Here is a 14,072-nt window from a genome sequence, read left to right on the forward strand (position 1 = left end):
TTTGGGCGAGGGGACCGTACTTCCGGGTGCGGACGGGGGAGGTACTCGACCCCTGATCCGGACGGCTTTCGCCGCCTTCGTCCGCTCCGCGTCCAGCCGCGAACGGCAGAGCCACGTAGTTGGCCCGGACGGTGACCCCAGCCTCCCGGACGTTGTGTTTGCGAGACACACGCGCAGGCACCGCATCCTGCTCCGCTTCAAAGCGCCCTCGAGAAGCGCCCCTCACAAACAGGACATGGCGAACTTAAGCGCGCTTCAGAGCACGGGGATACGTATCCCCATCACGAAATGTTTCGAGCCGGACGCCGGCAATGCTTTCCGCCGTCATTCCGGGGCGCGCGGCTTCGCGCGAACCCGGAATCCATGGCCCCAAGACAGATTTCCGCAGGATGGATTCCGGGCCTGCGCCAAGCGGCGCATCCCGGAATGACGAGCAACAATCGAGTTATGCAGTCTGGTTGCTTCGCTCGCAGTGACGGACGATTTCGGATGTTGATGTCTCGCGCAATCCGCGCCGCGCTTACTGCCAGCTTTCCTTGCCGGTTCTTTTCCCATCTGTCCTGGTGGCATCAGCCTTGGAACGGTCGCCTCTGACGCGATCGGTTTTGCCGTTGTCGGCCCTGACCCGATCGCCCGCAGTGGCCTCGGCCGTCTCAAGCCTGGAGTCGGGGCGGTTGCGTCTACCAGCCGCGCGCACCATGGCTTCGATCCGGCCGAGATCGCGGATGTGGAGATCGCGCTGGGCGAAAGGCATTTCAATGCCTTCCTTGCGAAACCGCCTGAGGATTTCGAGCCGTATCTCGTCAGCGACACCTCCGTCAGCGCCGATATTGGCGACATGAAAGAACACCGTAAATTCCAGCGCATCGGCGCCGAAGTTGCCGAGGTTCGCAAATGGTGCGGGCGATTTCATTGTTCGTGGATGGTTGCCGGCGATATCGAGCAGGACCGCGATGACGTGATCCGGATCGGCATTGTAGGATGTTCCGACTTTCACCGACAGGCGCGCCGTATGACTGCCGTGCATCCAGTTGACGACCTGACCGCTGATCAAGTCGGCGTTGGGAACGATGACAGAGACATTGTCATAGGTCGCGATCTCGGTCGCACGCACATTGATGCGCTTGACGACGCCCATGCGGGCGCCGACCTCGATGCGATCGCCAACCTTGATCGGCCGCTCCACCAGCAGGATCAGGCCCGATACAAAGTTATTGATAATCGATTGCAGACCGAAGCCGATACCGACCGACAGTGCGCCGGCCACAATGGCGATGTTCTGTAGATTGAGGCCGACATACGACAGCGCGATGAAGACCGCCAGAATGATGCCGATGTAGCCGACCCCGGTCCGGATGGAGCTGCGAACGCCGAAGTCGAGATTGGTCTCGGGCAGAAAACGGGATTCGAGCCAGCCCTGGATCGCCCGGGTTGCCGCCACGCCGATGATCAGCACCAGGATCGCACCGAGAATTGCGGAGGGTGAGATCGTGAACTTGCCGATCGAGAATCCGAAGAACGCCGCCGACAGCGATCCGAACACATCGTCGAGATTGATCCCCCACGTGGCGAGGACCACGAACACGGCGAATGCAATCAAGGCCAACTGGACGAAGCCATTCAGCAACGCGGCAATCTGGCGGACCGCAGGGCCACTTAGTCCCGCCGTCTGCCGCAGAAACCGGCCCACGGCTCCATAATAGGAAAACGTCGCAGCGATCAACGCATCGGCAAACCGGCTGAGCAGAACAGCCGCCATCAGGACGACGACGACAAGTGTCATCTCTGCTGCGACGAACCCGCCAAACGAGACGAAGCCAACCAGCGGCCCAAGCACGGCGGTGGCCGCGAGCAACCAGCCGAGCGGAATCAGGAGACGCCATGCCGAGCCTGTGACGGTCGTTGCTGCGTACTCTTCTTCGTTGTCGCCATCGTCTCCAGTGTTGGCAGCGATGCGCAAGGCCGCCATGAACAGGAAAGCTTTCGTCAGGGCGACCACGCCGTCGCTGGCTGCCGATAGCTCGGCGGGGGCGCCGATCGCGCGATTCAGGCCCTGAAGCAGGACGCCAAAGCAGGCCGCGACGCCAAGCAGAGTCGCCACCGGGACCAGCTTGCCGGCGACCTCGTCGTCGAGATCGATCAACCGCCAGGCAGGTCGATCCGGCGCCAGCGTCGCTGTTGCAAGGCTGTAGAAAAAGAACGCAAGGGTGATCACGGCAAACAGCGGCCGTGCGATGGCGCTGACTTCGTCCGGCAGAACACCCAGCGCAATCAGCGCCTGATAGAGCACGAGCAGGCAGGTGCCGGGGATGAGGGTATTGGCGAGAACGATAACCGCCGCCGAGCTTGTCTTGCGCAGGGCTGAAGGCTCCGTGATCACGGCATCGCGGGTTGTCCAGCGCGCCTGCCAGCGTCGCCACGGCGACAGGAAAAAGCCGAGCAGGACAACGACGGCAATTGCGAAGCCGGAAGCGGCGCGAAGCGGTTGCTCCGCCATGACGCCGATCCACCGCGACCCAACTTCAATCAAACGGCTTGTCGCGGGAGGAATGGCCCCAGCCACACTGACCCAGAACGATGGATTGATCAGACTGGGGGAGCGCTTGAAAACCGTATCCGTGAACTTGGCACGGCGGCGCTCCGAGATGAGATCGAGCGATTGCTGCGCCCGTACGTTGATCAGGTTGGCCTGCTGAACGATGCTCTGGCGCGCGGAAATCTCGGCCAGCAGCTTGGCACGTTCCAGTTTGACGTCGTCGGACTGCGGCGTTGTATCCTTTTCGCCCGGCGCCAGTTCGGCGGCTCGTTCGGTTGCCTCATTGAGCCGCAGCGTCGTGGAGGCGATGAGGTCGCGTGCTGCCTTTTGCGCCTCGGTAATCCCGTCGCGGATCTGGGTCAGTCTGGCATCATCCGTCATGCCCAGCTGCAATTGCCATTCGGCCGCGTCGAGCAACTGCTTCCAACCGTTGAGACTGGCGATGGCGCTCGGGTAGGTCGGGGTCGGCACGCTGGGAAGCGTTTCCTTCGCCGGTGCCAGTGCTGCAGCGGGGCTTTCGGCTTCCTTCGCCGCGGGGGGAGCGGGCGCTGGCGTAGCGGCCTGGAGGGCTGACCATGGCGTCAAGGCGAGGGCGAGGAAAACGGCAATCGTACGGATATTCATTATCGTCCTTGTTTCATCGAATTAATCGACGCTCATGCCGCATAAACACGGCGATGTTCTGTTCGCTGCCGACCGGAGATGACCACCGGGTTCCACGGTTGAGGCGATGGCGTCTTGGGCGACTCCGGTTCCGCTTGACGCACTCATAACTCGTTGGCTATAGATCAATACATAGCCATCGGGTTATTGATCTCAGACATGCAGAACGCTCAGGACATCCTCTTCAAAACACTGGCCGATCCGACCCGCCGGGCGATCTTCGAGCGGCTGTGCCGCGGCGGGGAGCAGACCGTCGGGGTGCTGACCGCGCAGGCCGGAGTCTCGCAACCGGCCGTCTCGAAGCATCTCGGCGTTCTGAAGCAGGCCGGGCTGGTGAGCGACCGGCATGAGGGACGCCAGACCCATTACAGCGCAAGGCCAAGCGCGTTGGCACCGCTGCTCGATTGGACCAGCCGGATGGCCGGTTTCTGGGAGAGCCGCTTCGACGATCTCGAAAATTTGCTGAAAAGGATGGACCAATGAGCAACACCGTGACCGAGACGCGCTCCGTCGTTGTCGAACGGGAATTTGCGTTTCCGCCGGAAAAACTCTGGCGCGCGCTGACACAACCGCACCTGATCGAGGAGTGGCTGATGAAGAACGACTTCAAGCCTGTCGTTGGCCACAGCTTCAATCTCAAAGGCGAGTGGGGCGGCGTGCTGGACTGCGAGGTGCTCGCCGTCGAGCCGAACAGGACACTGTCCTACACCTGGAATTTTGCGCACGACGACGCGGCGTTCAATCTGACCAGCGTAGTGACGTTCACGCTCACGCCGACGGCGTCGGGGACTCATCTGCGCATGGAGCAGGCGGGCTTCCGGCCGGATCAGAAGCAGGCGTTCGGCGGCGCGCGCCACGGCTGGGAGCAATTTTTCGGAAATCTGGAGCAGGTGCTGGCGCGGGCCGCGTGAGGCACGCAGGCGCACCGAAACATCGGCATGGAGATTTCAATGAGCAAGACTATCCGGCAAGTTCATCGCTGGCTGTCGATCATTTTCACCCTGACGGTCGTCGCCAATTTCGTTGCGATGGCGCTGGGCGAGCCGCCCGCCTGGATCGTCTATTCGCCGTTGCTGCCGCTGTTCCTGTTGATGTTCACCGGCCTGTATATGTTCGCGCTGCCTTACCTCGCCGGTGCGCGAGGCGCGGGCAAGCAGGTTTGATGATCCCATGACTCCATCGGAAAAGATCGATCAGTTGATCGCTGCCACCGCGGACTGGCGCGGCAGGACGCTCGCCGCCGTGCGCAAGGCCATCCTCAGTGCGAACAAGGAAATCGCCGAGGAATGGAAATGGATGGGAAGCCCGGTGTGGGAATGCGACGGCATCATTGCAATCGGCAACGCGCACAAGGACAAGGTGAAACTGACGTTTTCGCACGGTGCGTCCCTCGCCGATCCCGACAGGCTTTTCAACGCAGGCTTAGAGGGCAAGGTGTGGCGGGCGATCGATTTTGTCGAGGGCGACAAGGTCGATGCGGCCGCGCTGAAGAAACTGGTGCAGGCGGCGATTGAGTTCAATCGGGCGAAGCGGGCGAAGAAAAAGGCATCTGCGAAGAAAATTCCTGCAAAGAAAGCAGCGGCGTCGGCGCGAACGAAAGCCGGTAAAAGCAGGAAGGCATGAACGGCCTTCTTCCTGTCGTCCCCCGCGTAAGCGGGGACCCATACTCCCTGAATTATCGATTTGAGGGAAATGCTGAAGCGATCATCGCGTCGTCACCATAACTTTCGGTGGTTATGGGTCCCCGCTTTCGCGGGGACGACATGGGATATGTGATTGCGTCGAACCATATCTGGTCACAAACAAAAAAAGGCGCTCCTTTCGGAGCGCCTTTCCATTTGCGTAAGCTGAAGAAGCTTACTGCGAATAGTACATGTCGAATTCGACCGGATGCGGGGTCATTTCGAAACGGGCGACTTCGGTCATCTTCAGCTCGATGAAGCTGTCGATGAAGTCGTCGTCGAACACGCCGCCGGCCTTGAGGAACGCGCGGTCCTTGTCGAGGCTTTCCAGCGCCTCGCGCAAGCTGCCGCACACCGTCGGAATGGTCTTCAGTTCTTCCTTCGGCAGATCGTACAGGTCCTTGTCCATCGCCGGACCCGGGTCGATCTTGTTCTTGATGCCGTCGAGGCCGGCCATCAGCATCGCCGCGAAGGCGAGATACGGATTCGCCATCGGATCGGGGAAACGCACCTCGACGCGCTTCGCCTTCGGCGAGGTCGTGTAGGGGATGCGGCAGGAGGCCGAACGGTTGCGCGCCGAGTAGGCGAGCAGCACCGGCGCTTCATAGCCCGGGACCAGACGCTTGTAGGAGTTGGTCGACGGGTTGGTGAAGGCGTTGATGGCCTTGGCGTGCTTGATGATGCCGCCGATGTAATGGAGGCAGGTTTCCGACAGGTCGGCATACTTGTTGCCGGCGAAGGTCGGCTTGCCGTCCTTCCAGATCGACTGGTGCACATGCATGCCCGAGCCGTTGTCGCCGTAAACCGGCTTCGGCATGAAGGTGGCGGTCTTGCCGTAGATGTGCGCGACCTGATGGATGCAGTACTTGTAGACCTGCATCTGGTCGGCCATGTGGGTCAGCGTGTCGAACTTCATGCCGAGTTCGTGCTGGGCCGACGCCACCTCGTGGTGATGCTTCTCGACCTTGACGCCCATCTTGGCCATCGAGCCGAGCATTTCCGAGCGCATGTCCTGCACCGAGTCCTGCGGCGGGACGGGGAAGTACCCGCCCTTGGTGCGGATGCGGTGGCCGAGGTTGCCGCCTTCATACTCGGTGTCCGAGTTGGTCGGCAGTTCGGACGAGTCCAGCTTGAAACCGGTGTTGTACGGATTCGCGGAGAAGCGCACGTCGTCGAACACGAAGAACTCGGCTTCGGGGCCGACGAACACGGTGTCGCCAACGCCCATCGCCTTGACCTGGGCTTCGGCCTTCTTGGCAATGCCGCGCGGGTCGCGGTTGTAAGGCTCGCCGGTGGACGGCTCGAGAATGTCGCAGACGATGACCATGGTGGTCTCGGCGAAGAACGGATCGATGGTTGCCGTCGCGGGGTCGGGCATCAGCGTCATGTCGGACTCGTTGATGGCCTTCCAGCCGGCGATCGACGAGCCGTCGAACATCGTGCCTTCGGCAAAGATGTCCTCGTCGATCATCGAGACGTCGAAGGTCACGTGCTGCCACTTGCCGCGCGGATCGGTGAAACGCAGGTCGACGTATTTTACGTCGTTGTCCTTGATCGACTTGAGGACGTCTTTGGCGGTCTTCATGGATACCCCTTATGTCTGCTTTGGCGTTCGTCGTGGAAATAGTCTGAATGCGGTGAGGGCCCCGGCCGGCAGAGACTGCCAGCGAGGCGAGGGCGGGCTTCGGATTTCAGGACACTCGCCTGAAATCAGCTTCAAATGGCGTCGAGGCCGGACTCTCCCGTTCTGATGCGGATGGCTTCCTCGACGTTGGATACGAATATCTTACCGTCGCCGATACGGCCAGTCTGCGCGGCGCGCCTGATCGCGTCTATGGCTTTCTCGACAAGATCGGCGCCGATCACAATCTCAATCTTCACCTTGGGCAAGAAGTCCACGATGTATTCGGCGCCGCGGTACAGTTCGGCGTGGCCCTTTTGCCGCCCGAAGCCCTTGGCCTCGGTGACCGTGATGCCCTGAATTCCGACTTCCTGAAGGGCCTCTTTCACCTCGTCGAGCTTGAAGGGCTTGATGATGGCCTCGATCTTTTTCACTGAACGTCTCCCCGGCACTTCTACTGGCCTGTCTGTACTTCCATATCGCGCGATGGACGCGCTCGTCACGTCGGTTCGTCGTCACACCGTGGCCGCGAGCAGGTGAACGCCCGGGAAACGAGAGCTGGCCCGCCGGGCGTGTGCCGGTGAGCAAGACAATCCGAAAGTCTCCCCCCTAAAAGCAGGGTCTGTGCCAATTTATTAAGACGTTGAATTGAGCAACAAGATCATTCCGTTAGGGGGCGCTTTGCCTGTTTGTGCGGCTAATGCTGCGAGAGTGAAAGTCTATGAATTAGGCAATTGCACAAATATTAGACTGCCGTTTTTCACTTTCCTCCTATCAGAGTGCCTCTGGATGAGGCGAACCGAACAGGCGAATGGCACATGGAAATCCTGACAGTCGCCGAGATGGGAAGGGCCGATGAAGCCGCGATCATGGGTGGCACCAGCGGCTTCTCCCTGATGCGCAGCGCAGGCCAGGCGGTCGCGATGGCGGCGGAGGCGATGGCGGAGCAGGGCCGGATCGTGGTCGTCGCGGGCCGTGGCAACAATGGAGGCGATGGCTTCATCGCCGCGGCGGAACTGGCGGCGCGCGGGCGAGATGTTTCCGTCATTCTGCTGTGCGACCGCGCCACGCTGAAGGGCGATGCCGCGTTCGCCGCCGAGGAATGGACGGGCGCTGTCCTGCCGTGCGACCCGCAGGCGATCGGCAAACCCAATCTCATTATCGACGCGCTGTTCGGAGCGGGTCTCAATCGGCCGGTGAAGGGCGACCCTCGTGCGATGATCGAGGCGATGAACGCCAGCGGCGCTCCGATCCTGAGCGTCGATCTGCCGAGCGGCATCAACGGCGATACCGGTGAAGTGATGGGCATCGCTGTCGATGCGTCCGCCACTGTCACGTTCTTTCGCCGCAAGCCCGGACATCTGCTGCTGCCGGGACGCATTCACTGCGGCGAAGTCGATGTCGCCGACATCGGTATCGATGCGGACGTGCTCGACAGGATTGCGCCCAAGACGTTCGAGAACGTTCCGGACCTGTGGGCCGAAGTGTTTCCATTTCCGCAGGTCGAGAGCCACAAGTACGCGCGCGGGCACGCCGTGGTTGTCTCGGGCGACCTGATTTCGACGGGAGCCGCGCGCCTTGCTGCGCGAGCCACCCTGCGGGCCGGCGCGGGGCTTGTCACGGTGGCGTCGCCGCGCGACGCGCTGGCGGTCAATGCAGCCGCGCTGACGGCGGTGATGGTGCGCGAGACCGAGACGCCGAAGCAGTTCGCCGAATTGCTGTCCGACAAGCGGCTCAGGGCCTGCGTGATCGGGCCGGGGGCAGGGATCGGTGAGCGCACGCGCGAGATCGTGCAGGCGGCGCTGTCGGCCCAGCGTGCCCTGGTGCTCGATGCCGACGCGCTGACGAGTTTCGCCAAGGCTCCCGAGCGGCTGTTTACCGAGATCAAAAAGCAAAATGATCCACAGGTTGTCCTCACCCCCCATGATGGCGAATTCGGACGGTTGTTCAGTGCGTTGCAGTCCGATGATCCACTTGCGTCGAAGCTTGAACGGGCGCGGCTAGCTGCCATCCAGTCGGGCGCCATAGTGCTTCTGAAGGGAGCTGACACCGTTGTCGCGGCGCCGGATGGGCGCGCCGCCATTACGGCCAATGCGCCGCCGTGGCTGGCAACGGCGGGATCGGGCGACGTGCTGGCCGGGATCATCGGCGGGATGCTCGCGCAGGGTGTTCCGGCATTTGAAGCGGCCTGCATCGGTGCGTGGATGCACGGTGAAGCGGGGCATGAGTTCGGACCGGGCCTGATCGCCGAGGATCTTCCGGAGATGCTGCCCATGGTGTTGCGCAACCTCTACGACGAGATCGGCATCGCGTACTGAGCCGGATCGTTTCACAAACGCTGTCGATAGTTCTCGCGAAGACACGGCGGCTTTCGCTATCCGATCCAAAGCATCAAACAGGTGAGAGAGAATGACGGTTTACGTGATTGCTCAGTTGAAGTTCACGAACGAGGACAGGTACCGGAAGTATCAGGCGAAGTTCTTCGACGTGTTCAAGGACTCCGGCGGCAGGCTGTTGGCAGCGGACGAGAAGCCCGTGGTTCTCGATGGGGAATGGACCGGCAGCAAGGTTGTGGTGATGTCGTTCGCCGACGAGCCGCAGGCGAGAGCCTTTCTCGATTCTCCCGGCTATCAGGAGATTTCAAAGGATCGCATCGCCGGTGCGGACACCGTCGGCCTGCTGGTGCACGGATTGCCTGCGCCGGTTTAAAAAGCTGATGTCGTCATTGCGAGGAGCGTAGCGACGAAGCAATCCACTCTTTGGGTATGAGAAAGAATGGATTGCTTCGCTTCGCTCGCAATGACGACTGAGTTCACTCCACCGCATAACTCCGCACGAGTTTCGGCGCGGTCCAGTTGATCGCGGTGGCTTCCATCAGCCAGCGTCCCGGATACTCGGCGAGGAATGCAATGCGCTGGGTCTGTCCTTTGTCCAGCATCAGGGTGTCGAGCCAGAACGGCTTCCAGCCGTCGTCGAGCCGGTCGAGCAGGCGGAAGTGATGCCCGTGCAGGCGGAAAGCGACCGGCGCGGAGGTTGGATTTGCGATCGCCAGTACGACGGTGCGGCCGCGCTTGACGCTGTAGGCGGGCTTTGCCGCGGCATCGAACTCTGATGGAGCGATCCATTGTGCGTTCGGATCGAGCGAGAGATCGCTGCGCAACGCGCCCTGAAGGTTCAGCCGTTCGGGCATCCCATTGGACGGAAAGGCGGGTGCTGAGGGTAATGGCGCCGGGCGAACGGGCGCGTCGCTCAAGGTCGTCAGCCGCGCAATCGTCTTCGGCGCGGTGCCGTCATGCAGGATGATCTGCGAGACCGTCCCTGGCGCGCGTGTCGCGTCGATGAAGGCATCGATCCGCGATCCGGGTGCGAGCACAAGCTGGCCGTCACGCGCGAGGAAGGGTTCGGCAGGAAGGCCGTCGATGGCCATGACGCGCACGTCATGATTCTCGATCCGCAGGCCGAGGGGAGCGCGGGCGCATCCATTGACGATACGCAGGCGCAACCGCTCGTTGAGTTTTGCGGTGATGTCGAGGCTTGCCTGTCCATTGACGGTGTAGGCTGCGGTAGTGCCGTCAGGATTGTTTCCCGGCAGGATCGCGCTGCCGTCCGGCTTCACGCGCCATTCCTCGATCAGCAGAACCTCATCGCGGTCGGCCGCGATCTTTGGATTGTCTTCAACGATCAGCGCGCGGGCGGCGGTGGGTTGCCCGGTGGCTTCACCGGCGAGCAGGGCATTGACCAGATATGTTCCGGACTGGCGCAGCGGCACCGTGAATGCCGCCCGTCCGCCCGGTGGGACCGGGGCCTGTCCGGTCAGTGGGGATGCCGCCTGCGCGCCATCGATTCCGAGCCAGTTCAGGACGATAGGAGCGGGGAGTTCATTTAAAAGCGTAACGGCGAGGTCGCCCTTGGAGAATCGCATCGGTCCGGATGTGCCTGTATCGAGTGCCCAGATCTGGCTCTTGGGCAGTCCCGCGCCCGGCGTCGCGGGCCGTGCCCGCAGGGACAGGGGGGTGCCGCTCTGTGCCGTGGCAGGGAGCCGCAGCCCGGAAGCAAGGGCGGTTCCGCCCAGTCCGGCCAGCAAAACCCGTCTGGAGGGCGAAAAAACCTGATTTGTCATGGTCGTTTTCATGGTCCATGCGGACCATTTTCCGCACCCCATGTCCAGCGGGCGCTTGGCCGCGGCGGCGGACCTGCCTGCGCGCCCTAAGGCCGCGTTGCGAAAGCCATTTTTTTGGCTCGCGAAGCGGGTACACCATGTTATAAGCCCGCCGCTCGCGGCTGTGCCGGGACAGACAACCACTGCGCGCTCGTGGCGGAATTGGTAGACGCGCTGGGTTTAGGTTCCAGTGTCGAAAGATGTGGGGGTTCGAGTCCCTCCGAGCGCACCAGGCGCGATTTTTCGTTTGCGCGAAATTCTGGAGGAGGCGTCCCTCGCGGGAACGTGTCCGCCGCACCACCGATGCATTCCGAACGGCTCCACTGCCGGATGGTTTGTATCCAATCGATTGACAACGACCCGGCGGCGCCGGGTCAAGCCGGAAGAAGATTGACGCCATGCAGGTCACCGAGACCCTCGCCGAGGGATTGAAGCACGAGTTCAAGGTCAGCGTTCCCGCATCGGATATCGATGCCAAGGTGGATGCCCGTCTTGTCGACATGAAAGACAAGGTCCGGCTGAACGGTTTCCGTCCCGGCAAGGTGCCTGTCGCTCACCTCAAGAAGGTCTACGGCCGCTCCGTCGCCGCCGAGACCGTCGAGCAGCTGATCCGCGACACCAACGCCGGAATTTTCACCGAGCGCGGTTTCCGTCTCGCGACCGAACCCAAGGTCACGATGCCGACCGAGGAAAAGGAAATCGAAAACATTCTCGCGGGCAAGTCCGACCTGAACTATTCGGTCGCGATCGAAGTCGTGCCGGCGATCGAACTGGCTGACTTCAAGACCTTCAATGTCGAGAAGCCGGTGGCGGAAGTGACCGATGCCGACATCGACGAAGCGCTGAAGCGCATCGCCGACCAGAGCCGCCCCTATGAGGCGAAGGCGGAAGGCGCGAAGGCCGAGAAGGGCGATCGCGTCACCGTGGCCTTCAAGGGCACCATCGACGGCGTGGCGTTCGACGGCGGCACCGGCGAGAACATCCAGGTCGTGATCGGCTCGGGCACCTTCATTCCGGGCTTCGAAGACCAGCTCATCGGCATTGGGTCGGGCGAAACCCGCACCGTGAAGGCGTCGTTCCCGAAGAACTATGCCGCGCCGAATCTCGCCGGCAAGGACGCGGAATTCGAGACCACCGCGAGCCTGATCGAAGCTCCGCAGGAGTCGAAGGTCGATGACGAGTTCGCCAAGAACCTCGGCATGGAATCGCTCGACAAGCTGAAGGAAGCCATGCGCGAGCGTCTCGTGCAGGAATTCTCCGGCGCCTCGCGTCAGCGCGTGAAGCGCATGCTGCTCGACAAGCTCGACGAGACGCACAAGTTCGGTCCGCCGCCGTCGCTGGTCGAGGAAGAGTTCAACCTGATGTGGAACTCGATCAAGGCCGAGATGGAATCGACCGGCAAGACTTTTGCCGACGAGAACACCACCGAGGAGGCGGCGAAGGAAGAGTATCACAAGATCGCGGACCGCCGCGTTCGCCTCGGCCTCGTGCTCTCCGAGATCGGTGAGAAGAACAAGATCACCGTCACCGACGATGAAGTCAGCCGTGCGCTGATCGACCGTGCGCGCCAGTCGCCGGGCCGCGAGAAGGAAGTCTGGGATTTCTATCGCAGCAACCCGAACGCGCTGGCCCAGCTTCGCGCACCGATCTACGAGGACAAGGTCGTCGATTTCATCCTCGAGCTTGCCAACGTGACCGAAAAGAAGGTCTCGCGCGACGACCTGCTCAAGGAAGAAGAAGACAAGACGGCCGCCTGATAGCGGCCGCTGCGACCGAACCGGTCATCGTCAGCTACGGCTGGGGTGATCGGGCCGCAAATGGATTACGGCATCCAGGACGACCGACAGAACCGTATCGGTTCCGTCGGTCAGCTGGCTGCGGATCGTGATGACGGCATTCTTTCGTTCGGGCCGAAGCGCTATCTCGGCGATCTCTGCGTGCCCCGTGAGCGTCATGCCGGGGCGGACCGGTCTCTGAAATCTGGATTCGATGCGGGTGCCCGCAACGCCGGCGACCTGCCACCACATCGCCTCGACAATCAGCCGCTGATAGATCGCCGTGGTGTGCAATCCGCTGGCGATGATGCCGCCGAAGGGCCCGTTCCTGGCGGCGACCGGATCGACATGGATAAAGAGCGGGTCGAAACGCTCCGCAAACTCGATGATTTCGGCTTGCCCGATCGGATAGGCGCGAAACGGAAAACGTTGCCCGACCGTGAGATCTTCGGCGTAAAGCATGAGCGGATGGTCCTGACCGTGAGAAGCGGCCGACGATAGCAGGTCGGGTCCGTGCGGCCATTACCTCGCGGATCAAGCCCACGGCGGCCGAAAAACCATTAACGATACGGGCCGAATAAGCCCTTCCGATCCGGCCGCGTCGCTTTTCGCCCCCGGCCGAATCGGCTTCAACTGGCCGGGCTTAGGCCTTATTGGGCTTTTTCCCGCTCTTGTGGCCGGGCTACCTTGCTATATCTGTAGGGTCCGACCCTTCTGCATCACGAGGCACATCGTCCGCCGGAACCCTTCAAGTCCCCAAGACGTCCGGCTGCGCCTCAACTAACCTTCAGGTGATAAATGCGCGATCCCGTTGAAACCTACATGAACCTCGTGCCGATGGTGGTCGAGCAGACCAACCGCGGCGAGAGGGCGTACGACATTTTTTCGCGCCTCCTGAAAGAGCGCATCATTTTCGTGACCGGTCCGGTCGAGGACGGCATGTCGGTGCTGATCGTCGCGCAGCTCCTGTTCCTGGAAGCGGAGAATCCGAAGAAGGAAATCTCGATGTACATCAACTCGCCCGGCGGCGTGGTGACATCGGGTCTGGCGATCTATGACACCATGCAGTTCATCCGCCCGCCGGTCTCCACGCTCTGCACGGGGCAGGCGGCATCGATGGGTTCGCTGCTTCTCGCCGCCGGCGAGAAGGACATGCGCTTCTCGCTGCCGAACTCGCGGATCATGGTCCACCAGCCGTCGGGCGGGTTCCAGGGCCAGGCCACCGACATCATGCTGCACGCGCAGGAAATCCTGAACCTGAAGAAGCGGCTGAACGAGATCTACGTCAAGCACACCGGCCAGCCCTACAAGGCGATCGAGGACGCGCTGGAGCGCGACAAGTTCCTCACCGCTGAAATGGCGAAGGACTTCGGTCTGGTTGACAAGGTGATCGACAAGCGCGCCGAGGAAACAGCGCCGAAAGCGCCGTAACTCAGGTTCCCGGCCTGGTTGTGACAGTCAATGCGGACGCCTTCGGGCGTCCGTTTTCGTTTGGATGGCACTACCCAATTGGATAGGTGGTTTTTGCGGTTTCATCCGCGGCCGTACTTGACCGCAATCTGTTATTGGCCGCTAATTATCTCAATTGATCCGGGACTTTTGGCCCGTCTTATTTCGATCTGTATTTTTTGGACGG

The 14,072-nt window shown here is 61.7% G+C and carries 13 protein-coding genes and 1 tRNA gene; 9 read left to right on the forward strand and 5 right to left on the reverse strand.

Annotated features, from left to right (window positions below):
• Positions 1-520: 520 nt before the first annotated feature.
• Positions 521-3,160, reverse strand: coding sequence for a DUF3772 domain-containing protein (locus tag I554_RS0102050; RefSeq protein WP_152527638.1), 2,640 nt, complete (start codon positions 3,158-3,160; stop codon positions 521-523).
• A gap of 198 nt (positions 3,161-3,358) precedes the next feature.
• On the opposite strand from I554_RS0102050, the gene I554_RS0102055 reads away from it, so the two are divergent.
• From I554_RS0102055 to I554_RS0102070, 4 genes are read left to right on the forward strand one after another with little or no spacing between them, the layout of a single operon-like run.
• A complete protein-coding gene (locus I554_RS0102055; protein ID WP_024575262.1) occupies positions 3,359-3,682 on the forward strand; it encodes a metalloregulator ArsR/SmtB family transcription factor in 324 nt (107 codons plus the stop codon).
• A complete protein-coding gene (locus tag I554_RS0102060) occupies positions 3,679-4,110 on the forward strand; it encodes an SRPBCC domain-containing protein (RefSeq protein ID WP_024575263.1) in 432 nt (143 codons plus the stop codon). Before I554_RS0102055 ends, I554_RS0102060 begins: the two co-directional genes overlap by 4 nt.
• Positions 4,111-4,149: 39 nt before the next feature.
• Entirely contained in the window at positions 4,150-4,362 is a 213-nt protein-coding gene (locus I554_RS0102065) for a hypothetical protein (RefSeq protein ID WP_029659782.1), read from the forward strand.
• A 7-nt stretch (positions 4,363-4,369) separates the two neighbouring features.
• Entirely contained in the window at positions 4,370-4,822 is a 453-nt protein-coding gene (locus I554_RS0102070) for a DUF1801 domain-containing protein (protein ID WP_024575265.1), read from the forward strand.
• A 234-nt stretch (positions 4,823-5,056) separates the two neighbouring features.
• Here I554_RS0102070 and glnA read toward each other — a convergent pair whose 3' ends face one another.
• A complete protein-coding gene (gene glnA / locus I554_RS0102075) occupies positions 5,057-6,466 on the reverse strand; it encodes a type I glutamate--ammonia ligase (RefSeq protein WP_024575266.1) in 1,410 nt (469 codons plus the stop codon).
• A 131-nt stretch (positions 6,467-6,597) separates the two neighbouring features.
• Positions 6,598-6,936, reverse strand: coding sequence for a P-II family nitrogen regulator (locus I554_RS0102080; RefSeq protein ID WP_024575267.1), 339 nt, complete (start codon positions 6,934-6,936; stop codon positions 6,598-6,600).
• A gap of 384 nt (positions 6,937-7,320) precedes the next feature.
• Between I554_RS0102080 and I554_RS0102085 the strand changes: the two genes are divergently transcribed.
• A complete protein-coding gene (locus tag I554_RS0102085) occupies positions 7,321-8,820 on the forward strand; it encodes a bifunctional ADP-dependent NAD(P)H-hydrate dehydratase/NAD(P)H-hydrate epimerase (protein ID WP_024575268.1) in 1,500 nt (499 codons plus the stop codon).
• A gap of 91 nt (positions 8,821-8,911) precedes the next feature.
• Positions 8,912-9,211 (forward strand): DUF1330 domain-containing protein, encoded by a 300-nt coding sequence (locus I554_RS0102090; protein ID WP_024575269.1) that lies wholly within the window; start codon positions 8,912-8,914, stop codon positions 9,209-9,211.
• A 103-nt stretch (positions 9,212-9,314) separates the two neighbouring features.
• Here the strand turns inward: I554_RS0102090 and I554_RS0102095 are convergent, their stop codons facing one another.
• Positions 9,315-10,622: a multicopper oxidase domain-containing protein gene (locus I554_RS0102095; RefSeq protein WP_024575270.1), complete on the reverse strand. Its 1,308-nt coding sequence runs from the start codon at positions 10,620-10,622 to the stop codon at positions 9,315-9,317.
• Positions 10,623-10,808: 186 nt separating this feature from the next.
• On the opposite strand from I554_RS0102095, the gene I554_RS0102100 reads away from it, so the two are divergent.
• Together I554_RS0102100 and tig are read left to right on the forward strand one after the other, a co-directional pair.
• Positions 10,809-10,893, forward strand: a tRNA-Leu gene (locus tag I554_RS0102100).
• Between the two features lie 166 nt (positions 10,894-11,059).
• Complete coding sequence (tig, locus tag I554_RS0102105; RefSeq protein ID WP_024575271.1) at positions 11,060-12,418, forward strand: trigger factor; 1,359 nt, start codon at positions 11,060-11,062, stop codon at positions 12,416-12,418.
• 30 nt (positions 12,419-12,448) lie between these two features.
• Here the strand turns inward: tig and I554_RS0102110 are convergent, their stop codons facing one another.
• Positions 12,449-12,898 carry a MaoC/PaaZ C-terminal domain-containing protein gene (locus tag I554_RS0102110; RefSeq protein WP_024575272.1) on the reverse strand — a complete coding sequence of 150 codons (450 nt, stop codon included), beginning with the start codon at positions 12,896-12,898 and terminating at the stop codon, positions 12,449-12,451.
• Positions 12,899-13,234: 336 nt separating this feature from the next.
• Between I554_RS0102110 and I554_RS0102115 the strand changes: the two genes are divergently transcribed.
• Positions 13,235-13,867, forward strand: coding sequence for an ATP-dependent Clp protease proteolytic subunit (locus I554_RS0102115; RefSeq protein WP_024575273.1), 633 nt, complete (start codon positions 13,235-13,237; stop codon positions 13,865-13,867).
• The last annotated feature ends 205 nt before the right edge of the window (positions 13,868-14,072 follow it).

It is taken from the genome of Afipia sp. OHSU_II-C1, from assembly GCF_000497575.1.
Classification (GTDB): Bacteria; Pseudomonadota; Alphaproteobacteria; order Rhizobiales; family Xanthobacteraceae; genus Afipia.